This is a genomic window from Spirosoma sp. 209 (genome assembly GCF_002006735.1).
Classification (GTDB): domain Bacteria; phylum Bacteroidota; class Bacteroidia; order Cytophagales; family Spirosomataceae; genus Spirosoma; species Spirosoma sordidisoli.
The window spans coordinates 406,575-430,810 of the sequence record NZ_MVEC01000009.1 but is presented as its reverse complement, the minus strand read 5'-3'; the positions used below and the strand labels follow the sequence as shown (position 1 = coordinate 430,810).

The following is a 24,236-nucleotide window of genomic DNA, read 5'->3' as shown; positions in this document are numbered from 1 at the left end:
TAAAGTACGCATTAAGCCTATATAATTGCTATCCAATGGCCTGTGCCAGATCCTGAATCAGATCGTCAACGTCTTCGATGCCAACGCTCAATCGAATAAGCGTGTCTTTCAGCCCATTTTTTTCGCGTTCTTCTTTCGGGATACTGGCATGGGTCATGCTGGCCGGATGCGTACATAACGACTCCACTCCCCCCAGCGATTCGCCCAGCGAAAAGACCCCGAAACTTTCCATGACGTGAACTGCCTCATCCATCCGGTCGCCGGCCAGCTCGAACGAAAGCATACCGCCAAAGCCGCGCATCTGTCGTTTGGCCAGCTCATGGCCGGGGTGATCGGGCAGACCGGGGTAGTGGACGCGGCTAACTTTCGGATGCTGCTGCAGGTATTCGGCAACGCGCTGGGCATTTTCGCAGTGGCGCTGCATCCGTACGTGCAGGGTTTTGATGCCCCGCAGCACCAGGAAGCAATCCTGCGGGCCCGGCACCGCTCCGCAGGCATTCTGGATAAACGCCAGTTGCTGAGCCGTTTCGTCGTCGTTGAGGATAATGGCCCCCATAACCGTATCGGAGTGGCCGCCGAGGTATTTGGTGACAGAATGTACTACGATATCGGCACCCAGATCGAGCGGGTTTTGCAGATAGGGCGATGCAAACGTGTTGTCGACCACCAGCCGGATGCCGCGGGCCCGGGTCAGGGTTGCAACGGCGGCAATATCGACCAGGCGCAGCAGCGGGTTGGTTGGTGTTTCGATCCACACCATTTTGGTGGCGGGCGTAATAGCTGCTTCGAGGGCTGCGGGGTCGGCCAGGTTGACGAACGAGAACTTCAGCCCAAACTCCTGGTAGACCCGCACCATGATGCGGTAGGTGCCGCCGTAGAGGTCATTGCTGGCAATGATTTCGTCGCCGGGGCGGAATAATTTCAGGATGGCGTCGGTAGCGCCCAGACCTGAGGCATAACAGATGCCATGTTTGCCGTTTTCGAGGGCTGCGAGGTTATTTTGCAGCACCGTTCGGGTGGGGTTCTGGGTCCGGGCGTATTCGTAGCCTTTGTGTTTACCGGGCGACTCCTGCACATAGGTCGACGTCTGGTAGATGGGCGTCATGATAGCGCCCGTGGTCGGGTCCGGCTCAATACCGGCATGTATGGCTTTGGTTGCGAAGTTCATAGGGCGAAGGTAATACAGACTTTAGGTCGATTGTACACAAAACCTACCCCCTGGTCGTTAACCCTGTATAGTGAAGCAAGCCATCCTCCAAAAAATCACCGGTCCTGCGCTGGCAGGGGTACTGATGTCGGTAACGCCCATCGTGTTTACGTCGGTGCTCAGTTATTATGCCGTTGTGTATGAATCCTACATCGCCGGTCTGACCGCCTGGCAGTGGGCGGGACTTACGCTGCTTTTTTCGCTTACATCGGCTGCCCTTACGCCACCAACCATGCTGGCGCTGCTGTTCGGTTATTTTCTGGGGTGGCAGGCGGTATTACCGATTTTTGTAGTCAATCTGGGCGGTATTCTATTCATCAACCAGCTCGTTCACTGGATCGATCATGACCGGTTTATCCGGTTCCTGCGCCGAAACCCCAAAGCGCAGTCGGTGCTGGATCGTATTCTGGATAAAGAGCTGAAGGTGATTTTCTTCGCCAAGTTATCGCCCATTCTTCCGTTCGGACTGACCAACCTGCTTTTTGCCTTGTCGGGTGCCCGGCTCCGGAATATTTTGCTGGGCGGTTTTCTGGGTATGACGCCCCGAACGCTGCTGGCTGTCTGGTCGGGCCGCGAAGCCCACGAAATCCGGGCCCTGCTCGACAACCCGAATCAAAGCCTGTGGGGAGAGGTCATCATTGCCGCACTGATCCTGGTCTCCATCGCTGGCCTCTGGCAAGTCCTGCGCCGGGCGCTGGCCTAAGCTTAGCCCGCATTCATCCGTTCACTCACCGTGTTTCGTCCGGATGGTGTGGTTGTCATGGTGGTTGGTGGGTCGGTGTCGGTCACCGTGGTCCGTGTCCTCACGGACCACCTCTGCGTCAGCAACACCATCCGGTCAGATGGTCCGACTGCGTGTCCCGGTGCGGACACGCACCACGGTGATGCAATAATCAACTTACCCAGCAGGCTGCTGGTTACTGAACGACCATTCGGGTCGTTAACGGAAGGCGGTTGGTTACACCCGCTCGGCGGTTAGCTCGATGAGATGGTTATGGCCGGTTCGGAAAACGGTCAGTTCAAACCGGTGAAGCCGGTCGGTGAGCGGGAGCAGATAGCGACCCGGGACGATCCGATCAAACGCCCCCGCAAACAACCGAACCCGCACCGGATGCGTGTTAAGCAACTGCGCGATGGCCGGAATTCGGGGACTGATGAGCCGAAACTGGGTCCAGCTCCGGTAAACCAGATCGCGCTGCGCGGGCGTACTGAGCGACAGTTCGGCAAACCGCATGGCCGTGCGGTTCAGCAGGCCCAGTTGCACCAGCGTATGGCCCACATCGGTCAGGATAGACAAATGGTGAAGCATGTAGCGGAACAGCGCACGCCCGGCGCGGGTGCTGGTGGCCAGCTGGTACCAGAAACTGCGGGTAATACCGTCGGGCGCAATCAGTAGTAGCTCATCGACCCGGCTGGCAAAGGCTTCGGTGGTGGCCAGGGCAAACCGACCGCCCAGACTAAACCCCATCAGCGAAAACCGCTCGATACCGTGCGTTTCCAGAAACGCGTCGAGTAACCTTTGCCAACTGGTTTTGGTTAGTAGTGGGTTGCCGGTATGCAGGCTTTGTCCGTGTAAGAACAAATCGATCGCAAACACCGTGAAGCGGCTGCCAATAGCCCGTTGCAGGTGCTCAAAAACGACACTACTTTGCCCAAACCCGTGAAACGCGAGCAGAACCGCCGGGCCGCTGCCAAACACCCGAAACGCGATTCGAGTGTCCTGTACGTCGAAAAACTGGATGCGGGTAGCGTGGAGCATACATACAAAGGTAACTGATGACGCCACAAAGGGTGTCCGTTCACTAACTAACCAGTCATTAGCCTCATTTCTTATGCGCTTATTTGCCAACCTAGCTGAATTTTCGGCCCATGCCGGCCAGTCGCTCGGCGAAACCGAGTACATGACCATCACCCAGGATATGGTCGACCAGTTTGCCCAGGCTACCGGCGACCAGCAGTGGATTCATACCGACCCTGAGCGGGCGGCCCGCGAATCGCCGTACAAAACCTCCATTGCGCACGGGTTTCTGACGCTTTCGCTGGCGCCGAAGCTGATGGCCGAAATCTACCGGGTCGAGTCGGTGAAAATGGGCATCAACTACGGGGCTAACAAGATCCGGTTTACCAATGCCGTTCCGGTTGGGAGCCGGCTGCGTATGAAAGCCTGGCTCCACCATGCCGAACCCGATCAGCGAAGCACGCAAACGAACTCGGACCCCGGAGAAGTACCGGCCGTTCGGGCCATCGTAGAATGTGTCTTCGAAGTAGAAGGAGAACATAAGCCCGCCTGCGTGGCTGAGCTGATTACGTTACTGATAGAGCAGTAAGGTTGTAGAGTAGTATGCAAGCATACTAGTTGTACGGCAAATTATATACCTTTACACCAAAATCAACAAACACGAAACGCACAATTCAGATGGCAACGGCAATGCTGGAGTTACAGGGATTGAATTTTAATTTAACGGAAGAACACCTCGCCGTACAGGAAGCCGCCCGCGATTTTGCCCAGAGTGAATTGCTGCCGGGCGTCATCGAGCGCGATAATGAGCAGAGATTTCCGGCCGAGCTGATCCGGCGCATGGGCGAGCTGGGCTTTCTGGGTATGATGGCTTCGCCCGACTACGGCGGGGGCGGCATGGATACGGTCTCGTACGTGATCGCGATGGAAGAACTGTCCAAAGTCGATGCATCGGCCTCGGTTATCGTATCGGTCAACAACTCACTGGTCTGCTACGGCCTCGAAGCCTATGGTACCGAAGAGCAGAAACAGAAGTATCTGACCCGACTCACCTCCGGCGAAACCGTTGGCGCGTTCTGCCTGTCGGAGCCCGAAGCCGGCTCTGACGCCACCTCCCAGCAGACAACCGCCGAGGATATGGGTGACTATTATTTGCTGAACGGTACCAAGAACTGGATCACCAACGGTAACTCGTCCGGTATCTGCCTGGTAATTGCCCAGACCGACCGCGAAAAGAAACATAAAGGCATCAACTGCCTCATCGTCGAGAAAGGAGCGCCGGGCTTCGTAGTCGGCAAAAAGGAAGATAAAATGGGCATCCGCGCGTCTGATACGCACTCGCTACTGTTCACCGACGTAAAAGTGCCCAAGGAAGATCGGATTGGCGAAGATGGCTTCGGCTTTAAATTTGCTATGTCAACCCTCAACGGCGGCCGGATCGGTATTGCGGCCCAGGCGCTGGGTATTGCGGCAGGTGCTTACGAACTGGCTCTCAAATACAGCCAGGAGCGCCGGGCATTTGGCAAGCAAATATTTGATCATCAGGCCATTCAGTTCAAGCTGGCTGAGATGGCCACGAAGATCGAAGCGGCCCGGCTGCTGGTTTACAAAGCCGCGCGGCTCAAAGACGAGCGTAAAGATTACGTTCAGGCCGCTGCCATGGCCAAGCTGTTTGCCTCTGATGTGGCCATGTGGGCAACTACCGAAGCCGTACAGATTCACGGGGGCTACGGCTACGTGAAAGAGTTTCACGTTGAGCGGCTCATGCGCGACGCTAAAATCACGCAGATCTACGAGGGTACGTCGGAAATCCAAAAATTAGTGATTGCCCGGGAGCTCATCCGGTAGTTTTTCGGCCGGTTAAATAGAATTATTCCGTACTTAAAATGCGTGTTCATATCGAATACGCATTTTTTTTTTATCATCCGGAAACTTTTATACTTGTATTAGTTTTGTACAAATTATTAGTTTTGTGCAAATTTACGCGAAATAAGAATCGGCACGCACCCCCCTTTCAACTATGGAAGACTATAATAAAATTATCGAGTCGTTGGGCGTAAAGTTTATCAAGGCCCGCAACATCCGGATTTTACAGCCCATCACCATCAAGAATTTTTACGATGTTGAGAACACGCTATTGATTTTATACAATGGTGATGTATGCATTGGCGATGAGAAGACAAAGGTCGAAGCCGGGGATATGCTGTTTATTCCGGGAGGAAAACACGTCACCGTCACCTACGGCGATCCGTCGAATCCCAAATCGGTATCGAACGAAGAGTTTATGACCCACCGGGAGATGTATTTCGAAGGAAATCATGATCCCAAGCTGATTGGGCACCTGCCCAACTCGTTCGGTTACGTGTCGTTTGAAGCAAAAGTGTTTGACTCGGTCAACTTCTTCAACTCGCTCGACGTGCCGCCGTTCATCATCAAACGCGAAGATCATCTGGCCAATACCATCAACCAGATTCTGGCCGAAGACATGACCGATCTGGCCGGCAAGGGGCGGATCATCAAGATAAAGACGGAGGAGATCGTAATCGAAGTGGTTCGGTACATCCTCAAAAACCGCCTGTTCGTTGAGCAGCTGGTTACCAACAGCACCTACTTCAAGGACCCCCGCCTGATCGATATCTTTGCCTACATAAAAGACAACCTCGGTGGCGACCTCTCGAACAAGGTCCTCGCTAACGTAGCTAACGTATCAGAAGATTACGTTGGTCAATACTTCAAGATGCTTACGGGCATCAACCCGCAGGATTATATCGAATACCAGCGTATGGAGTCGGCGGTAGGCCTGCTCCGGACCAGCAAGAAGAGCATTCGGGCCATCGGGGCCGAGGTCGGTTACAAGGACACGGCTTACTTCTGCCGCCGGTTCAAGATGATGTTCGGCATTCCGGCCGGTAAGATGCGCCGTCGGGAGTCGCTGATGAACGTATAACGAAAAAGGCGGGCTTTGCGGCCCGCCTTTTTTATTGCATGTTTACCTCGATGGGCAGGGTGTAAAAAACCGCCACCGGTCGGCCGCCCACTTCGCCGGGTCGCCAGCGGGGCATTTTTTCGACGGCCGTAACGATAGCCGCCATGAACTCCTGCATGCCTTTCTTGTTCTCCCGGGTAAGCGGCTTGGTCGTAATCCGTACGTCGTGGACCGAGCCGTCAACGTCGACGATGAATTTGGCGGCTACCGGCCCCGTGTTGGCGTTTTGCCGCATTAGCGACCCCGGAAACTTGATGTTCGTAGCCAGATACCGGCTGAGGGCGGCTTTACCCCCCGGAAATTCGGGCTGGCGTTCGGCCACGGTATACACCTTCCCGGTCGACTGCTGCGCCCGGACGGTGGACATGGGTGACTGGCTCAAAACAACGGTGCCCAGCAGACACAGCGTAGCTTTCAGAATGGCTCTCATATATTAAGCTTGTAAGACCGACTGATTAATTTCCCGCACAACCGCCGACAGCTGAGGTAACAGGTCGGGGTCCTGTTCGATGCCGTTGCCGACAACGATCAGATCAGCCCCTGCTTTGAGGGCGTTATAGGCTTTCTCGCCCGAGTTGATACCTCCTCCCACAATAATCGGCACGTCGACAACAGACCGAACGGCTGCAATCATATCGGGCGAGACGGGCCGGCGGGCGCCACTACCCGCGTCCAGATACATCAGTTGAAGCCCCAGCATCTCGCCGGCCATAGCCGTACAGGCAGCCACGCTGGGCTTATCGGCAGGAAGCGGCATGGTACCGCTGATGTAGGAAACCGTGGTCTGTGCCCCACTGTCGACCAGCATGTAGCCCGTTGGCAGTACTTCGAGGCCACTCTTTTTGAGCAGTGGGGCTGCAATGACGTGCTGACCGATCAGAAATTCGGGATTACGCCCGGAGATGAGCGAGAGAAACAGGATGGCGTCGGCGGTGGGCTCGATATGCAGCGAGTTGCCCGGAAACAGCACCACCGGAACAGGCGAGTAAGCCCGCAAGGTGCTAATCACTTCGGCATGTCGGTAATCGGTTACCAGACTGCCCCCAACCAGAAAGAAATCGATAGGATGAGTGTTCGCGCGCTGGAGCAGGGCTATAAGCGCGTCCTGCTCGACCTTATCGGGGTCGAGCAGGACGGCCAGCGACTTTTGTCCCGACGTTTTATGACGCCGAAGTGTATCTAGCAGGCTGACTGGTTGCCTTTTCGTGGTACTGCGTTGGATCGGCGGTGGGGTTGATGGCATTATTCTGACGGATGCGGGCTAAAAAACCCATTAACTGCTCGCGGGCAATGTTGGTCAGTACCGACGTTACCAGACCTCCGATCAATCCGCTTGCGGCCGCTGCTTTTTGCGTTTCTTTTGCGTGTTTTTTTACTGCCTTCCGCGTTGACGGCGCAGCTGCCTCCAAATCCTCGTCGTATGAATCGTCCTCATCGTCATAAACGCGATCTTCCGGCTCACCGTATTTCTCGGCATACCGGTATTCATCCGACTTAGGCAGTACCGCATTAACAACCAAATATACGGCTAAAGCGGCACCTGCAACAAATGCAGCCGTCCGGCCCAGCTCGGTCGCGTCGCCTTTGATAGAATCAACGCTATCGGTGATCGAATCTTTGAACCGCTCGGTAGCAGCCATCAGTTGTGCCCGGCGGGCGGTTGTGTCGGCAAATGGTACTTTGGGATCTTCCATTAGTTTACGCTTGAGTTATTGTATTGATCTGTAAAAAACAACAGGCTAACCGCCTGCCTGTCAGTAGGCTCGTGGTGACGACTGGTTTTCGCCAAGGCTACCGCCACCGCCAATCGCCGTGCGGGTCTGCGCCATCAGTTCTTCAACCGCTTCTGACTTTTCTTCTTGCTTTTTCTCCTGGCTTTTCTTGATAGCGCTATAGGCAGCCACCCGGATTTTCGACTTAAAAAAGTCTTTAGCGGCCAGCCAGATGATGGTCATCAGCAGAAAGAAGCCGGCAACGATCAGAAAGCCAAGGTACCGGCTGTTGGTAACCTCGTTGAGGTAAGCCGCCAGCAGACTGAACAAAAAGATGGTTGTCATAGTGGCCAGCAGGGCTAGTACGATGCCATGAATACCCACTACAACTCCCTCCTCTACTTTACTGCGCGTTTCAAGTGTAAATAACTCAATACGAGCTTCCAGGTAGCGGAATATATTCTCCCGAATTTCCTCTAAGCGCTCCAGCATGATCTTGTTTATTAGTTTTCACTATGGGGTATCTACAAAAAAGCGTCCATTTTGTTCAAAAAACAGAGGGTCTGAGCGCTCAACTGTGTATGTGGTTACGAAGGGGCTTTATTTGCCGGAAGAGGGGGTGATTTTCGGAGGCAGGTGCTAAAGGAACCCGGCTCGCTGCATGCTGGGCGGGCCGGGGTTAAATTGCGGGCTGGCAGACGGGGTTGCCAAATGGACACAGGATTGTAGAAAAATACCCACTCTGGCTGGTCTTCATACGTCCAGCCATAAACGCAAACAGCCCAGGAAGTTCACCTCCTGAGCTGTTTGCGTTGAAATCGTTGATGCGAATGACGGGAAACGTCGTATCGGCAACTGAGCCGTTAGTTCGATTGCCGTAGTTTGGCTTCGATCGTCTGTTGTGTGTGCGGAACGGCCCGCAGCCGCTCTTTAGGAATCAGCTTGCCCGTGTCTTTACAGATACCATACGTGCCGTTTTTGATGCGGACCATAGCGGCTTCGAGCTGCTGGATGAATTTCTGCAAGCGGGCGGCCAGCTGGCTGAGGTTTTCGCGTTCGCTGGTGTCAGCACCATCTTCAAGCAGTTTTGAGTTGCCAGATGTATTGTCGGTGCCGCTGTCGTTCCGTTTACTGAGCGTTTCCTTGATGTAATTCAACTCGCTACGGGTGGCGTCCAGCTTCTGACCGATGAGTTCCTCAAACTCTTTCAGGTCTTCTTCCGAATATCGTTTTTTCTCTTCTTGAACCATAGTAAGGACTATGTTAGATGGGGCACGTGCAACTGACTGCAAAATTAACGGTTTACGGCCGTTTTTTCAATATGCGACTTAGATTACGGTCGTTTTTTTGGAAAATTAGTAAACTGAGAATTGACAAAAATTCAAATGAATCTTTGGTGGTGTTTGCGTTCATTAAAAAAGAATTTGGTCGCTATTCAAGAACGAACCTATTTATGTGGAATGTGATTTTTAGATTAATCTGAGAAAAAATATACTTTTGATAATGTAATCGCCTATTTATTAAGTTTGCGGGACACTTCATTGTATTTTTCGTTTAAAGACAGAATGAACCGCATGGCCATGGCATATATTGAACCAGCACCGATAAAAGATAAAGAGAATCCACTGGAGTCCATGATGTCCCGCTTCGACGCTGCCGCGCGAATGCTGGGTATATCAGACGAGATGTACGATATTCTTAAAGTACCTGCCCGTCAGGTCATTGTTGGGCTGCCCGTTACGATGGATAACGGGAGCATCAAAGTGTTTGAAGGGTACCGCGTTATTCACTCCAACATCCTCGGCCCGGCCAAGGGTGGGATCCGGCTCGACCCCGGCGTTCACCTCGATGAGGTGCGGGCGCTGGCGGCCTGGATGACCTGGAAATGCGCCGTTGTTGACATTCCTTATGGCGGGGCCAAGGGCGGTATCGCCTGCAACCCCCGCGAGATGTCGGCGGGCGAGATCGAACGCCTGATCCGACAGTATACCGTAGCGATGCTCGACGTAATCGGGCCCGACCGCGACATTCCGGCGCCCGACATGGGTACCGGCCCCCGCGAAATGGCCTGGATTGTGGACGAATACTCGAAAGCCAAAGGCATGACCGTCAACAGCGTCGTAACGGGTAAGCCACTCGTACTGGGCGGCTCGCTGGGGCGCACCGAAGCAACGGGCCGCGGGGTTACCGTGGCCGCGCTGTCGGCCATGGATAAGCTGCGGATGAATCCCTACCGGACAACGGCCGCCATCCAGGGTTTCGGGAACGTAGGCTCGTTTGCGGCCGAACTGCTCCACGAGCGTGGCGTTACGGTGGTGGCTGTCAGCGATATTTCGGGCGGCTATTATAACGCGTCGGGTATCGACATTACGGCGGCTGTGACGTACCGGAATACCAACAAGGGTACGCTCGACGGATTCAGCGGAGCCGAAAAGATCACCAACGAAGAATTGCTCTCACTGCCTGTCGATGTTCTGGTGCCGGCCGCTAAAGAAGACGTCATCACCGACGATAATGCCGGGTCGATTCAGGCCAAAATGATCGTGGAGGGCGCCAACGGCCCAACCTCCGCTTCGGCCGACGAGATCATCAACAGCAAGGGTATTCTGGTAGTGCCCGATATTCTGGCCAATGCCGGGGGCGTAACGGTATCCTACTTCGAATGGGTACAGAACCGCATCGGCTACAAATGGACCCTCGACCGCATCAACCGCCGGGCCGACCGCGTCATGAAAGATGCCTTTGACCGGGTGTTCGAAACGTCGCAGAAATACCAGGTGCCTATGCGGCTGGCCGCCTACATCGTAGCCATCGATAAAGTGGCGAGCACCTACAAGTTCCGGGGAGGATATTAATTCGGAACAGCATGTATACGGCATAATGCCTAATTTTGCCCGTTCTCACAGGGGGCTGACCCATTATTCAGTATACATTACACACGTTAACGATGCGTTTACACCGGGAAGGGTACACCATAATGCTGACAACGGGGCTGGTTTTGCTGGCTCTGAATTTGCTGGCTTACTTTTATTTGTTTTCTGACAATAGCCTGGCTATCGTGCTGCTGGCGGTAGCCAGCCTCATCCTCTTTGGGCTGATTGTTCAGTTCTTCCGGGTACCTAACCGCGCGCTGACGCTGCACGACGCCCAGATCATCGCTCCGGCCGATGGGACAATCGTCGTTATCGAGGAAACCGAAGAAAGCGAGTATTTTAAGGAGCGTCGGCGGCAGATTTCCATTTTTATGTCGCCCCTGAACGTACACGTCAACCGGAATCCGGTGTCGGGTGTTGTACGGTACTTTAAATACTATCCTGGTAAATACCTGGTCGCCTGGCATCCGAAATCCAGTACGGAAAACGAACGGACAACCATTGTCATTCAGGCTAAAAACGGCGTCGAGGTGCTGTTTCGGCAGATTGCCGGTGCGGTGGCCCGTCGTATCCGGTGGTATGTCAAAGAAGGCCAGCCCGTTGAGCAGGGCCAGGAGATGGGCTTTATCAAATTCGGATCGCGGGTGGATGTGTTTCTGCCGCTCGATGCCGATGTTAAAGTCAACATTGGCGAACGTACCAAAGGGGGCGTTACCGTTCTGGCAGAATTGAAGGACTAAAAATACAGAGGGTAAGCAAAGCAGGGTCAGCAGAAGCGGGAAAGCCATACCGGGTTTCTCTTTCTGCTGACCCTGTTTTGTGTTATCAGACCTGTACGCTGAGTAACTCGCCCCGCTCGCTTTCAGTCACGATCAGGCCCAGCTCGCCCGAGGGGTCGAAGGTGCAGTTAGTTGGGTTAGCGCCGGGCAAATGGAGATCGCGAACAAACTCGCCTTCGGACGAAAAGACCCGGATAAGTCCCGCGCCGAACACGGCCGTATAGATGAACCCGTCGGGCCCCAGGGTCATACCATCTGGACCGGGAATCGGTTCGCCAGCGGGGGCCTCCGTAACGACGGTCCACACCCGGATTGTTTCCCAGCTTAAACCGATAGGGTCCCAAAAGCCACTCCAGATGCGGTGGCGGTGGGTTTCGGCAATGAGCAGGGTAGGTACGCTGGTGTTGAGCAGCGCCAGCCCGTTGGGGTACATCAGCCCGTCGGTTATTACTTCAGCATGACCTCTGGGGTCCAGCACCGCCACATAACCAAGCTGCTCATCGTCTGGCGGACCCGGGCAGGAGAAAATCAGATTGCCCTGCGTGTCGAACAGCAGATCGTTGGGCATGTTGAGCGGCTTTCCGTCAAGCTCGCTCAAGGCGGTATCGATTAGTTTGGTGTCGACGTTCATTCGTCGGATGGCCTGCTGACCGGAATCACAGAACCAGATAAAGCCATCCCGGAAAACAGCGCCGTTTGGGCGCCCGCCGGTATGAACACGCATTGTACTTCCGTCTTTATCACGGCAAAACAACCCTTCACCTTCCTGTTCTACGCACCAGAGACATCCCGAATCGTCGAAAGTGGGCCCTTCCGGAAACCGTAATCCTGTTGCTAATACTCGTACACTGTCCATGTCATCGGTTGTTGAGTATGAGTAAAGTGTAACCGACCCAATAGCGTCGGTGTCTGGTATAGACAATGTTCATATAATACGCAGGCTGCTATTTTGTTTTCATATTCTATTTATTTGATAGACCAATAAGTAAGTAACCCTTCTTCGCCAAACCGTATTCACCGGATAAGGGCAGATCCTGTCTGGATTATTCGTTGAAATACTTGTATCTTTATGGTATCACGAAGAATTTCTTGCCATGACATACGACTATATCATTGTAGGAGCCGGTTCAGCAGGCTGCGTGCTGGCTAATCGGCTATCGGCCGACCCGACGGTATCGGTGCTGCTGCTGGAGGCTGGCGGGCCCGATACTAAATTTGAGTTGCAGGTACCGGCCGCGTACTCGAAACTGCACGGTACCGACGTTGACTGGGGTTTCTGGACCGAACCTCAGTCGGCGCTGAACGGACGGCGCATGTACCAGCCTCGCGGGAAAACCCTGGGCGGCTGCTCATCGACCAACGCCATGGCCTACGTGCGGGGTAACCGACGCGATTACGACGACTGGGCGGCACTGGGCAATATGGGCTGGGCCTATGAAAACGTGCTGCCGTATTTCATCCGCTCCGAATTCAATGAACAGATCGATCAGCTCGACGAGCGGTATCACGGCGCGCATGGTCCCCTCAATGTCACCTTTGCGACCGGCTTTCAGACCCCGCTGGCCCGGGCATTCGTAGACGCCTGCGGGCAGGTCGGCATTCGGGCTAATCCCGACTGTAACGGGGCTGAGCAGGAAGGAGCGGGCCTGATGCAGTTTACGATCAAAAATGGGAAGCGCCACAGTGCCGCAACGGCGTTTCTGAAACCTGTAATGAGCCGGCCTAACCTCACGGTTATCACCAGAGCGCATACAAAACAGGTGTTGATTACCAACGACCGCGCCACGGGTGTCGAGTTTATTACGGGAAAAAACAGGACACAGACCGCAATGGCCCGGCAGGAGGTTATTCTGTCGGCCGGGGCTTATCAGTCGCCCCAGCTACTGATGCTGTCGGGGATCGGTCCGGCCGACGCGCTGCGGCAGTCGGGTATAGCGCTGAAGAAAGAGTTGCCCGGCGTTGGGCAGAACCTGCAGGACCACCTGTTTACGGGGGTGAGCAGCCTGGCGTCGCAGCGGGGCATTTCGTCCAATTTTCACCTCAAGCCGCTCAACCAGCTCAAGGCGCTGGGAACCTGGCTCCTGTCGAAGAAGGGCCCGCTCAGCATCAGCCCGCTCGAAGCGGTGGCGTTTGTCCGGACTGAGCCGACGCTGGACCGGGTTAATATGCAGTTTCATTTTGCGCCCGTACACATGGGCGATTCGTACACGGCCGATATGTACGATCTGTCGACCTGGCCCACCACCGATGGGTATATCGTTCTGCCAACGCTGCTGCTGCCCAAAAGCCGGGGCTATATCGGCCTGCGTTCGGCTAACCCGCTCGACGCGCCCGTGATTCAGCCGAACTACCTAACCCACGAAGACGACCGGCGTGTGCTGATCCAGGGCGTTCGGCAGGCGCTGGAGATCAAACAGGCCGATGCGTTCGGTCCTTTTCGGCAGCGGGTACATCCGACGGCCGGCAGCTCAGACGATGTGATCTGGGCGCATATTCTGCAGCAGCTCGAAACGGTATATCACCCGGTGGGTACATGCCGAATGGGAACCGACGAGATGGCCGTTGTTGACGCCGATCTTCAGGTTCGGGGGATCGACGGGCTGCGCGTCATCGATGCGTCGGTTATGCCAACTATTGTGTCGGGTAATACCAATGCACCCACGATTATGATTGCCGAGAAAGGGGCTGATCTGATCCTGGGATACGAGCCCGACGCGCTGTCGGCAATCCATACCAAGGCCGCGATGCCCACAGATCGGCTGTAGCGGGACTGGCGCGTGTGGGCTGCTGGTGCGTATGAGACGCGATGGCCGGTGCGCCGGTGCGATCGCGTCTCTACAGGGTGGCCAGGTTGCTGATGTTGCGCTCCACGACTTCGACGACTACGATGTCGGGGCGCTCTGCGCTGACGAGGCTGGTGTCCAGCTTTTTGTCGCGCACGAAAAACGATTCCTGAAAATAAGCGGCCATAAACGGCATCATGCTGTGGCTGAACGAGTCGCCAATGAACAGTAACCGACCGACGCCCGGCCCGGTGAAGCGCGTAGACGGGAAACCAGACGCCGGGTTCGGTACGGTAGCCGTCTGACGGGCTACCCGGTTGGCGTTCGGTTGAATGTAATAAAAGACCTCGTCTTTCCGCTCGTTCTGTACCGTCATCATCGTTACCAGATCGCCCCCTCCTCCGCGCTGTTTCTCGATGCGAAAATCGCTCAGCAGAATAGGGGGGCGAGTAGGCTGATCCTGCCGGATGCGGTTGAGCAGAGCCGCGCTGCCAATCAGGGTGCCGTAGTCGTTCCAGTGCGTATCGGTCTGGTAATACACAACGTGCCGACGTTTCTCGGCCCGCAGCGTATCGCGAATATCGATAAAGGGGACGCTGGTTGCCGAAACGGCCTCCCGCAATACGTCCAGGCGGGTAGGGCCGGGGGCGGGTTGCAGGTGATCGGGCAGGTTTTCCGGGTAAATCGAATGGGAGTCGGGCGCGATGAGTACGTACAGCCGGATGCCCTGTCGGGCCAGTTCCTGCTGGCGCTGCGCGAGGTGACTGGCTATGTAGCGGGCCGAGTCGGGCGAGAGCGGCTGCAGGCCCCGGTGCTGATCAACCACGCGGTTATAGCTGTTGCCGAGAAAAAACCAGCCATTCTTGCCGACAACTACTTTTTCGGGCAGGGGCGACTGGCCCAGCAGGTTCAGTTTCCAGCGGCTGTAACCATAGAACAGCGCATTCCGCCAGCCGAAATTCTCTTTGTAATACCGGTCAAACTGGCGCACAAAACTCCGGACGTGCGGAAAGTTGAGCGGGGGGATACCACTGATAGCCCGGTTTTCGGTACTGCTGAAGCGGGAAGACAACCCCAGCAGCTGATCGAGCGTGGGGAGCAGCAGCAGGCCGGCAAAAACAAAACAAAGTAGTTTGAAACGGGCGTTCATACGAGCGATACCGGTTCCTGGAGCCTCGGCAGATGGCCTAGAACCTAAAATAAATAAATGGATTATAGGTGTCGGCAGCCAGGTAGGCTACCGCCATAACGAACAGACTGACCAGTCCCAGTACATAGGCCGTATCCAGGGTCAGGCGCGCCCAGTTCGTAGCCAGCCGCGTCAGCAGCCGTCGCCACACGTTCTGGAAACTATGATAGACCGGCGTGGCCAGGATGAACCCCAGCCCCAGCGACACCAGTAGCTCGGCGTTGATGAAATAGCTGAGCGGATAAGCCACCGACTCGCCCGCCGGTACCAGCCCCAGCATCTTGCCCAGATACGCCATGGCCGAGTTCAGATCGGCGGCCCGGAAAAAGACCCAGCCCACCAGCACCACTGCCAGCGTGTAGACATGACCCACCAGGGCCGGCGCGCGGTCGAGTCGCCGGGCCAGACCGGCCCGCTCGATGAGCAGAAAAAGGCCATGGTACAGACCCCAGACAATGAAGTTCAGGCTGGCGCCGTGCCACAAACCCGTCACGAAGAACACGATCAGCAGGTTGCGGTAGGTGCGGGCTTTACTGCCCCGGTTCCCGCCCAGCGGAATATACAGGTAATCGCGGAACCAGCTCGACAGCGAGATATGCCAGCGACGCCAGAAATCCTGAATGGAGCGCGCAATGTAGGGGTAGTTGAAGTTCTCCTTGAAATCGAAACCGACCATCTTGCCGAGCCCGATGGCCATGTCCGAATAACCCGAAAAGTCGAAGTAAATCTGTAGCGAATAGGCCACGATACCGAGCCAGGCCGTGGCGGCCGGGTAACTGTCGGGGGGGGCGTTGAAGATGGTGTCGGCCAGGCTGGCGAAGGTGTTGGCCAGCAGCACTTTCTTGGCTAGTCCGATAATGAATCGTTCGGCACCGACGCCGAACTTTTCGAGCGTCACGCTGCGGTCGGTCAGCTCGGGGGCTATATCGGCATAGCGAACGATGGGCCCCGCAATCTGGTGCGGGAACATGGCTACGTAGGTGCCGTAATCGAGAAAGCTGCGGTTGGCCCGAATACGACCCCAGTAAATATCGAGCGTGTAGGAAATACCCTGAAAGGTATAAAAGCTGATACCGATCGGCAGCGCAATCTGAGCCAGGGTGAGACTGTCCGAAACCGGCATGGCCAACGCTTCGGCAAAGCCCCGGGCCGAATCGACCAGAAAGTTGGTGTACTTGTAATAAAACAGCAGCGACAGGCTTCCTGCCAAGGAGAGCAGCAGCCCCGTCCGGCGTTTACCGGCTTCGATGAGTCGGCCAGCCAGAAAGTTGATAGCCGCCGACACCAGCAACACCAGCACCACCGGTCCTTCGCCCCAGGCGTAGAACAGCAGACTAGCCCCAAACAACAACGCATTTTTCCAACGGCGGGGCGTCAGGTAATAGGCGATGAGGAAAAAAGGAAGGTACAGAAACAGAAAAATCGCGGAACTGAACAGCATCAGGCGAATATAATTTGTGGCAAAGGTAGACTATTGGGTAGCGTCTTGCCAAAACTAGGCCCGAAAGGCGTAGGTAGCTAGAGTTGCGACAGCAAATTAATGTTTCGTTCTACGACTTCAAATACCACAATATCAGGCTTTACCGCATTGAGCAAACGGGCGTCGAGCCGACAGTCGCGTACAAAAATTGACTCACTGAAATAGTGGGGTAAGTATTGCATGACAAACAAACTGAACGAGTCGCCAACGAACAGTAGCCGCGGCTGGCTACAGTCCGTTCCGGTAAACCGCAGAATGGGGTAGGGCGATCCGTAGCGTTGGGACAAGGTATCGGGGGGCGGCAGGCTTCGACCGTCGGTGCGCTGCACGTTATAATACAGCGGATCTTTAATGCGCTGCTGCAACCCGATCATACGCACCAGATCACCCCCGAAACCGGGCGATGGCGTAATGGTATAGGCCGACGAGTCGACGACAGGCAGGCGCGCGTTCAGCCGGTGCAGGTGTTTCATCAGAGCCGCACAGCTAACCAGCGAACCAACGTTGTTCCAGTGGGTATCGGTCTGGTAGTAGAGCTGATAGCGTCGCTTGGCGGCTTGAAGGGTATCGCGCAGGTCGATGAAGTGAATACCTGACAACCGGCTGATGTGACGGTGCAGCACATCCAGACGGGACGGTCGGTGGGGGTTGACCAGTTGTTCGGGCAGGTACTCGCTGTAAACAGACTGGGCATCGGGCGGAACAACAACAATCAGCTGGCTGTGATAGCGGGCCAGCTCGGCCTGCCGATGGTGCAGGTGGGTCAGCAGGTTCGTCAGCGAATCGGCGGGCCAGGGAAGCAGACCCCGGTGCTGATCCATGACTCTGTTTTCGCTGTTACCCAGAAAAAACCAGCCTTGTCGGCCGATGACTACTTTTTCGGGCAGGGGCGACTGGCCCAGCACAAACAGTTTCCAGCGGCTGTACACCTGAAACAAGGCATCGCGCCAGCCAAAGGTCTGTTTGTAATAAGCTTCAAAATCGCGCTTGTAACGCATGACGTGCGGAAACTCAAAAACGGGTCTGCGAAGCCGTTGTCGGTTTTCAGTGTTCTCGAACGAAACCGACAGCCCCAGCATGCAGTCAGCAGTGGGCAGCAGGAGCAACAGGGCAAATAACAAAGCAGTTAACTTGTACGTAAACGGATGCCTCATACCGGCCTGGATAAAGAGTAAGTGTGGAGCCTATCCCTTAAAGAAGAGATGATTACAAACTTAATTTATTGCTGATACATCGGTAAAGTAGAGAGAGTTGTGTCGAAACGGGTAGATTTGTTTAGTTAGCTGAAAGTGGTTCATTCAGAGTGCTTTGTATGATTAACTTTGTCTGTTCGGGCTGGGCGGGCCAGTATTGAATTTCGTAAGCGGTAACTAGCCGTGGCGACGTATACGTTGTGGTTCAGTTGATTAGATCTGATTGTATGAGTCTGGTGACGACTACATACCGGTGCCGGCTGCTGCGGATATCCTCGATGCGATACGTGGTTGGGGTGTTGATGCTTGTCGGTATGGCCCGCTGTACGGCCGATTATCCGGCTACGAATACGGCCGTGCCGCCACAATCGACGGGACCTGTATCGACTACGCCCGCTCCGGCAACGACTACGCCCGGCTCGACCCCGCCGACTAGCCCAGCAACGTCGGTAGACACCCTGACAGCGCTACCGCCCCCCCGTTTCGAGCCTGACGGGGGCAATCTGTACGCAGGTACGCCCGTACGACTGGTGGCCGACTCGCTACCGCCCCAGGCCGTTGTCGAGTATTCGGTTGATCAGGGCGTGAGCTGGACAGTGGGCGATCGGTTTCCGCTGATGGATGGGGGCGTACTGCTGGCCCGGGTTCGGGTGGGCACAAAAGCCGCGCAGCGTCGCAGCAGACCGTTTTCGGTGTATTTCAACCGGGTGCTGATAATCGGCAACAGCATCATGGAGCATCTGCCGGTGCCGTCGTTGGGCTGGTTCAATAGTAACGGAATGGCCGCTTCGTCTCCGCAGCACGATTTTGTCTATCTGCTGACGCAGCAGCTCAAAGCCCTACAGCCAGCTGTGGTGGTCAGGCTACAGAACGGGGGCAGCTTTGAACGAAATTACGCGCAGATGAACCTGGCCGACTGGGATGAATCGCTGCGGTTTGCTCCTGACCTTGTTGTTGTGCGGATTGCCGAGAATGTAGCCGAAGACCAGGTAGACCGGCTCCGTTTCGAAACGTATTACCGCAACCTGCTAACCCGCTTCGCGGCCAGCGCCGGGCCAGTGAAGATCGTCTGCTCAACGAGTTTCTGGAACCAGCCGCGTACCGACGCCATCATCCGCAGCGTGGCCGCTGAAAAAGGATACCCGGTGGCTGACCTGAGCGCGCTGGTCGATAAACCGGAGTATATGGCCAGCCAGTATAAAAACCCCGACGTGGCCCGGCACCCTAACGATCGCGGCATGCAGCAGATCGCCAGTCTGTTGTGGGCCAGTATTCAGTGACCGAACTGGCTACTACGCCAGCAGCCGCTACTGACGGGTCAATAGCGGCTGCTGGCGTATAGGATAAGACGGATCAGAAGAACGACAATCGCAGAATGAAAGGACTGCTGCCGTAAATAGCCCGGGCCACGCTGCTGTTGGCGTTCAGGTTATAAAGCGCCGTCAGGTTAACCCCAAACCGGCGGCTGATGGGCTGCATATACGTCAGGCCCAGCAGGGGAGACGTAAGCCCAAGGCTGGCTTTCTGGTTCAGCTGGTCGTACCGCACCTGGATGGTCGTATTTTCTACTTCGCCATGCAGGTACAGATTGGGCAAAATGGACGGAATGGCTTCGTACATCACAAAACCGCGGCCACCGTACTGGTTGTAGGTTTCGACGGGTACCGTTGAGCCGGTGTTGGTAATGCCTTTGTAACGCGTGTACGTATAGCTGGCCCCGACGCCAACCAGCAGTCGCTCGGTGGCCTGATAGGCAATAACGGGCGATGCGCCCAGGCTGAACGGGTTGCCAAACCGGAAGCCATTGATACCACCCCCGAACCGAAGCCGCTGGCCGAACGGGAGAGGACGACCTTCGGGAGTCTGGGTGCGGAGCGGGTCTTTGCCCTGGTCGCGCCGATCTTCGGGATCTTCGGTAAGCTGCCCGAAGCTTACGGTGCTGCTGAGCAGAGCCGCGATGACGAGTATTTTCTGGATATGATTCATGATGATGCGAAAGTGCTATTCAGCACGATTAGTAACGAAATCGGCCCGTTCAATAGTACGCAGGTGGACCATACCCTGTTGCATTCCCTCAGAATGACTCGTTTGTCGGCCTAACCGTTCAGTCAGAACGTAAATTCTTTTACTTCAGGGTCGTTCAGCAGCCGTTTGATGCATTTCTCGTGGTTTTTCTCCGAGCCGCTCACCCGCCAGTGGCCGATAATCTCCGTACCGATCCGCTGCTGATGACTGCGCGTGGGCGAAAGACCGCACTCTTCGAAAAACTTCTCGTACTGAGCCAGTGTCTTGTTCCGGAAAGGAGTCACAATCTTGTACTCCCGCAGCTGATTCCACTTGCTGATGCGCCTGGACAGGCCCGACAACAGCAACAACGATCCCAGCACGAACCCGAAACCCGTCAGCGCAATGTCGTACTGACCGCTGCCCAGACACATCCCCAGCGCCGACACGACCCATACGACCGCGGCTGTGGTCAGGCCCTTGACGCGATTCTCTTCCCGAAAAATGATGCCGGCACCCAGAAATCCGATGCCATTGACAATGTTGGCCGCAATACGATCGGTGCTGTTGCCGCCAATCCGTACCGACACCATCGTGAACAGCGCCGAGCCAACGCAGATCATGATCATGGTCCGGAACCCGGCGGCCTTACCGCGGTATTCGCGCTCGGCCCCGATCAGCCCGCCAACCAGCAAAGCCGCCACCAGGCGGAGTATGTCTTCTTCAGAAAAAAGCATCGGATCAGGTGAAAAATGTACTAATACGTCTGTACGCAGAGTAACGGCTGGCCGACCCGGACAAATGCCCCCCGACTTATTCGGAATCCCCTATCCATTACTCGTTTTTGCCGAACCTAACCGACTCTAAAACCGTTAAAACCTAGATAGAGTTTACCCTACTGACTCCGAATGAATTCAACCACGGAAACCGAACCACTGCGTTCCGTTGACCACCTCGACCCCCGGCAGTTTATTATCATCAAAGGGGCGAAAGTACATAATCTGAAAGGAATTGACGTTGCCATTCCGCGCAACAAGCTGGTGGTACTGACGGGCCTGTCGGGTTCCGGTAAGTCATCGCTGGCGTTCGATACGCTCTTTGCCGAAGGGCAGCGGATGTATGTCGAAAGCCTGAGCAGCTACGCCCGGCAGTTTCTGGGCCGGATGGAAAAACCCGAGGTCGAGTACATCAAAGGGGTGTCACCGGCCATCGCCATCGAACAGAAAGTCTCGACCCGTAACCCGCGTTCTACCGTGGGCACTTCGACCGAGATTTACGACTACCTCAAGCTGCTGTTTGCCCGGGCCGGTGTTACTTACTCGCCCGTGTCGGGCCGGGAGGTGCGCCGGGATAGCGTTACCGATGTGGTCAACTACATCTTCTCCTTTGAGGCTGGTCCGGATGGCGCTGCTCAGCGCGTCATGATTACGACGCCCCTGATCATCCACGAAGGCCGAACGCTCGACTACGAATTGAAAATCCTGCTTCAGAAAGGCTACACCCGTATTGTGGCCGATGGCGATTCGACGGGTCGGCAGGTGATGCAGATCGAAGACCTGCTCGAAGCCGATGGCACAGTCGCATCGGCGCTGCCGCCTTTTCTGGAAATCCTCATCGACCGGGGCACCGTAACGTTCGATGAACAGGGCCAGCCCGACGAAGATACGCAATACCGCTTTTCTGACTCGGTACAAACGGCTTTCAACGAAGGCGATGGCGTATGCCGGGTCGATGTGGTCGGTAAAGAGTCGCGTACCTTCTCCGACAAGTTTGAGCTGGACGGCATCGCCTTCGAGGAGCCGAGTGTAAACCTGTTTACGTTCAACAACCCCTACGGAGCCTGCCGCCGGTGCGACGGTTTCGGAAAAGTGCTTGGTATCGATCCTGATCTGGTCATTCCCGACAAAAACCTGTCGGTCTTCGAAGGGGCCATTATGCCGTGGCGGAGCGAAAAGATGAGTGAGGAGTTTCTGAAGCCGCTGCTGCGGAACGGTATCCGCTTCGACTTTCCCATCCATCGGCCCTACAAAGACCTGACCCCCGCCGAGCAGGAGTTGCTCTGGACGGGTAACAAATACTTCGACGGGCTCAACGCCTTTTTTCAGTACGTTGAAAGCCAGACCTTCAAGGTGCAGTACCGCGTGATGCTGTCACGCTACCGGGGCAAAACGACCTGTCCCGAATGTCGGGGGTCGCGCCTGCGCCGGGATGCGAGCTACGTAAAAGTGGCGGGCAAATCGATTACGGATCTCGTACTCATGCCTATTACCCAAACGGCGGCTTTCTTCCGCGAGCTGGACCTGCCCGCTCACCAGCAGCAGGTTGCCAACCGAATCCTGATCGAAATCCGCAATCGGCTCGATTATATGGAGCGCGTTGGGCTGGGCTACCTGACGCTCAACCGCCTGACCAACTCGCTCTCGGGGGGCGAATACCAGCGGATCAAGCTGGCTACCTCGCTCGGCTCGGCCCTGGTCGGGTCGATGTATATTCTCGACGAACCCAGCATTGGGCTGCACCCCCGCGATACCAAACGGCTGGTCAGCGTACTCGAATCGCTCCGCGATATGGGCAATACCGTCATCGTCGTTGAGCACGAAGAAGAAGTCATGCGGGCGGCTGATCAGCTCATCGATATCGGTCCCGACGCCGGTACGGGGGGCGGCCATCTGGTATTTCAGGGGACGCTGAACGATGCTCTGCTGGAAACGGGGATTGACCACCTGCTCCCGGCCAACCCGGCCCTGCGGTCCCATACGCTCGACTTCCTGACGGGTCGCGAAACGGTGCCGGTGCCGGCTTTCCGGCGTAAGGCAACGAACTACATCGAGCTGAAAGGCGCCCGGGAAAACAACCTGAAAGACGTAGACGTGCGGATTCCGCTCAATACGCTGACGGTTGTAACGGGTGTGTCGGGGTCGGGAAAAAGTACACTCATCCGGAAGGTGCTGTACCCGGCGCTGATGCGTCACAAAGGCGATGCGGCCGAAGAAGCCGGCAAATACGCCGAGCTGAGCGGCTCGCTCGATCGGGTGCAGGCCATCGAAATGATCGACCAGAACCCCATCGGCAAGTCGAGCCGGTCTAACCCGGTTACTTATATCAAAGCCTACGACTACCTCCGGCAGGTCATGGCCGAACAGCCCGTGTCGAAGTCGCGGGGATACAAGCCGAGCCATTTCTCGTTCAACGTCGATGGCGGTCGCTGCGAGGTTTGCCAGGGCGAGGGCGAAGTAAAGATCGAGATGCAGTTCATGGCCGACATCTACCTCCGGTGCGAGGGTTGCGGAGGCCGCCGGTTCAAGCAGGAAATTCTGGAGGTGGCCCTGCGCGACAAGAACGTGTCGGACATCCTGGACATGACCGTCGATGAAGCGATTGAGTTTTTCCGGGAGGCCGAACCGAAAATGGCCGATAAACTCATGCCGTTGCAGGAGGTCGGGCTGGGCTACATTGGGCTGGGCCAGTCGTCGAATACGCTCTCGGGGGGCGAGGCTCAGCGCGTGAAGCTGGCGTCGTTCCTGGGTAAAGGCAATCCCAATAAAGGCGGTACGCTGTTTATTTTCGATGAGCCAACAACGGGGCTGCACTTCCACGACATCCGCAAGCTCCTGTCGGCCATCAACGCCCTCGTCGACCAGGGGGATTCGGTCCTGATCATCGAGCACAATATGGAGGTCATCAAGAGTGCCGACCATATCATCGACCTGGGCCCGGAAGGGGGCGAAACGGGCGGCTATGTAACGTTTACGGGTACGCCCGAAGCCATGGTCGCCCTTCCCGAAGGCGAGAACTACACTGCCGATTTTCTGCGCGGCAAGGTGTAAGGGTATCATATCGATAGCGCCATGCTGCCGCCGTGTAATCGATAAACCAACTTCCGGAGCAAGGGTTGCGAAATAACAGCGCCAGACAGTACAAATATGTAGGCGCACCTTCTGTTATACATATTGTACCAAACACAATCCCGCCGTATCAGGTAGAATCATTCTACCTGATACGGCGGGATTGTGTTTGGTATGCCTGATTATAAGCGGTTGAGGGCCGTTCCGGTACGCGCTCCTGAAAAATACCCAAGTCTTTAGGTGCTGATTGGCCCGGAATGGCGCGCTTTCTTCCTGATGGCTTTGCCCACCCTGCAGGCTTGCGCCCTGTGCAGTTGTTACGCCCCCTGATTTACGCGGCTTCTACGGTTTTATACGATAAAATAGCTGGCCTGACCCCAATTTTCACCACTGAGTAAGCTCATCATTGTCATTTTTATCATAAACCAAAAGGTTGTATACGCAATA

22 protein-coding genes are annotated in these 24,236 nt (G+C 55.7%); 9 read left to right on the top strand and 13 right to left on the bottom strand.

From position 1 onward, the window contains the following. Positions 1–28: 28 nt before the first annotated feature. Positions 29–1,168, bottom strand: a complete 1,140-nt coding sequence (locus B1C80_RS17115; RefSeq protein ID WP_077922401.1) for a cystathionine gamma-synthase — start codon at positions 1,166–1,168, stop codon at positions 29–31. Between the two features lie 70 nt (positions 1,169–1,238). On the opposite strand from B1C80_RS17115, the gene B1C80_RS17110 reads away from it, so the two are divergent. Further along, entirely contained in the window at positions 1,239–1,910 is a 672-nt protein-coding gene (locus B1C80_RS17110) for a TVP38/TMEM64 family protein (RefSeq protein WP_077922400.1), read from the top strand. 255 nt (positions 1,911–2,165) lie between these two features. Here B1C80_RS17110 and B1C80_RS17105 read toward each other — a convergent pair whose 3' ends face one another. Further along, on the bottom strand, positions 2,166–2,966 hold the full coding sequence (locus B1C80_RS17105) for an alpha/beta hydrolase (protein ID WP_077922399.1): 801 nt from the start codon (positions 2,964–2,966) through the stop codon (positions 2,166–2,168). Between the two features lie 73 nt (positions 2,967–3,039). Here B1C80_RS17105 and B1C80_RS17100 point away from each other — a divergent pair, with 73 nt between their 5' ends. From B1C80_RS17100 to B1C80_RS17090, 3 genes are all read left to right on the top strand, one after another. Continuing rightward, the gene (locus tag B1C80_RS17100) at positions 3,040–3,534 is read left to right on the top strand and encodes a MaoC family dehydratase (RefSeq protein ID WP_077922398.1); all 495 of its coding nucleotides are present in this window, start codon (positions 3,040–3,042) and stop codon (positions 3,532–3,534) included. A gap of 89 nt (positions 3,535–3,623) precedes the next feature. Next, positions 3,624–4,793 carry an acyl-CoA dehydrogenase gene (locus B1C80_RS17095; RefSeq protein WP_077922397.1) on the top strand — a complete coding sequence of 390 codons (1,170 nt, stop codon included), beginning with the start codon at positions 3,624–3,626 and terminating at the stop codon, positions 4,791–4,793. Between the two features lie 172 nt (positions 4,794–4,965). Next, positions 4,966–5,892, top strand: coding sequence for an AraC family transcriptional regulator (locus tag B1C80_RS17090; RefSeq protein ID WP_077922396.1), 927 nt, complete (start codon positions 4,966–4,968; stop codon positions 5,890–5,892). A 31-nt stretch (positions 5,893–5,923) separates the two neighbouring features. Here the strand turns inward: B1C80_RS17090 and B1C80_RS17085 are convergent, their stop codons facing one another. The 5 genes from B1C80_RS17085 to B1C80_RS17065 all read right to left on the bottom strand — a co-directional run bounded on the left by B1C80_RS17085 (position 5,924) and on the right by B1C80_RS17065 (position 8,893). After that, positions 5,924–6,361, bottom strand: coding sequence for an energy transducer TonB (locus B1C80_RS17085; RefSeq protein ID WP_077922395.1), 438 nt, complete (start codon positions 6,359–6,361; stop codon positions 5,924–5,926). A gap of 3 nt (positions 6,362–6,364) precedes the next feature. Continuing rightward, positions 6,365–7,174, bottom strand: coding sequence for a geranylgeranylglyceryl/heptaprenylglyceryl phosphate synthase (locus tag B1C80_RS17080; protein WP_077922394.1), 810 nt, complete (start codon positions 7,172–7,174; stop codon positions 6,365–6,367). Then, a complete protein-coding gene (locus B1C80_RS17075) occupies positions 7,092–7,625 on the bottom strand; it encodes a hypothetical protein (RefSeq protein WP_077922393.1) in 534 nt (177 codons plus the stop codon). Before B1C80_RS17075 ends, B1C80_RS17080 begins: the two co-directional genes overlap by 83 nt. 60 nt (positions 7,626–7,685) lie before the next feature. Then, a complete protein-coding gene (locus tag B1C80_RS17070; protein WP_077922392.1) occupies positions 7,686–8,135 on the bottom strand; it encodes a phage holin family protein in 450 nt (149 codons plus the stop codon). Between the two features lie 371 nt (positions 8,136–8,506). Continuing rightward, positions 8,507–8,893 (bottom strand): TraR/DksA C4-type zinc finger protein, encoded by a 387-nt coding sequence (locus B1C80_RS17065; RefSeq protein ID WP_077922391.1) that lies wholly within the window; start codon positions 8,891–8,893, stop codon positions 8,507–8,509. A 330-nt stretch (positions 8,894–9,223) separates the two neighbouring features. Between B1C80_RS17065 and B1C80_RS17060 the strand changes: the two genes are divergently transcribed. Together B1C80_RS17060 and B1C80_RS17055 are read left to right on the top strand one after the other, a co-directional pair. Then, complete coding sequence (locus tag B1C80_RS17060; RefSeq protein ID WP_201723569.1) at positions 9,224–10,498, top strand: Glu/Leu/Phe/Val dehydrogenase; 1,275 nt, start codon at positions 9,224–9,226, stop codon at positions 10,496–10,498. Positions 10,499–10,590: 92 nt separating this feature from the next. Further along, the gene (locus tag B1C80_RS17055) at positions 10,591–11,256 is read left to right on the top strand and encodes a phosphatidylserine decarboxylase family protein (protein WP_077922390.1); all 666 of its coding nucleotides are present in this window, start codon (positions 10,591–10,593) and stop codon (positions 11,254–11,256) included. Between the two features lie 85 nt (positions 11,257–11,341). On the opposite strand, the gene B1C80_RS17050 is transcribed toward B1C80_RS17055, so the two are convergent. Continuing rightward, entirely contained in the window at positions 11,342–12,151 is an 810-nt protein-coding gene (locus B1C80_RS17050) for an SMP-30/gluconolactonase/LRE family protein (RefSeq protein ID WP_077922389.1), read from the bottom strand. Positions 12,152–12,389: 238 nt separating this feature from the next. Between B1C80_RS17050 and B1C80_RS17045 the strand changes: the two genes are divergently transcribed. Further along, entirely contained in the window at positions 12,390–14,060 is a 1,671-nt protein-coding gene (locus B1C80_RS17045; RefSeq protein WP_077922388.1) for a GMC family oxidoreductase, read from the top strand. Between the two features lie 70 nt (positions 14,061–14,130). Here the strand turns inward: B1C80_RS17045 and B1C80_RS17040 are convergent, their stop codons facing one another. From B1C80_RS17040 to B1C80_RS17030, 3 genes are all read right to left on the bottom strand, one after another. Beyond that, complete coding sequence (locus B1C80_RS17040) at positions 14,131–15,228, bottom strand: hypothetical protein (RefSeq protein WP_077922387.1); 1,098 nt, start codon at positions 15,226–15,228, stop codon at positions 14,131–14,133. Between the two features lie 37 nt (positions 15,229–15,265). Next, on the bottom strand, positions 15,266–16,708 hold the full coding sequence (locus tag B1C80_RS17035) for an MBOAT family protein (RefSeq protein WP_077922386.1): 1,443 nt from the start codon (positions 16,706–16,708) through the stop codon (positions 15,266–15,268). A gap of 77 nt (positions 16,709–16,785) precedes the next feature. Next, positions 16,786–17,901 carry a hypothetical protein gene (locus B1C80_RS17030; protein WP_077922385.1) on the bottom strand — a complete coding sequence of 372 codons (1,116 nt, stop codon included), beginning with the start codon at positions 17,899–17,901 and terminating at the stop codon, positions 16,786–16,788. A gap of 266 nt (positions 17,902–18,167) precedes the next feature. On the opposite strand from B1C80_RS17030, the gene B1C80_RS17025 reads away from it, so the two are divergent. Further along, a complete protein-coding gene (locus tag B1C80_RS17025; protein ID WP_236648815.1) occupies positions 18,168–19,220 on the top strand; it encodes an SGNH/GDSL hydrolase family protein in 1,053 nt (350 codons plus the stop codon). Between the two features lie 73 nt (positions 19,221–19,293). Here B1C80_RS17025 and B1C80_RS17020 read toward each other — a convergent pair whose 3' ends face one another. Both B1C80_RS17020 and B1C80_RS17015 read right to left on the bottom strand, forming a co-directional pair. Next, the gene (locus B1C80_RS17020; RefSeq protein WP_077922383.1) at positions 19,294–19,926 is read right to left on the bottom strand and encodes a hypothetical protein; all 633 of its coding nucleotides are present in this window, start codon (positions 19,924–19,926) and stop codon (positions 19,294–19,296) included. Positions 19,927–20,048: 122 nt separating this feature from the next. Beyond that, on the bottom strand, positions 20,049–20,681 hold the full coding sequence (locus B1C80_RS17015) for an MgtC/SapB family protein (protein ID WP_077922382.1): 633 nt from the start codon (positions 20,679–20,681) through the stop codon (positions 20,049–20,051). A gap of 171 nt (positions 20,682–20,852) precedes the next feature. Here B1C80_RS17015 and uvrA point away from each other — a divergent pair, with 171 nt between their 5' ends. Next, entirely contained in the window at positions 20,853–23,771 is a 2,919-nt protein-coding gene (uvrA, locus tag B1C80_RS17010; protein WP_077922381.1) for an excinuclease ABC subunit UvrA, read from the top strand. The last annotated feature ends 465 nt before the right edge of the window (positions 23,772–24,236 follow it).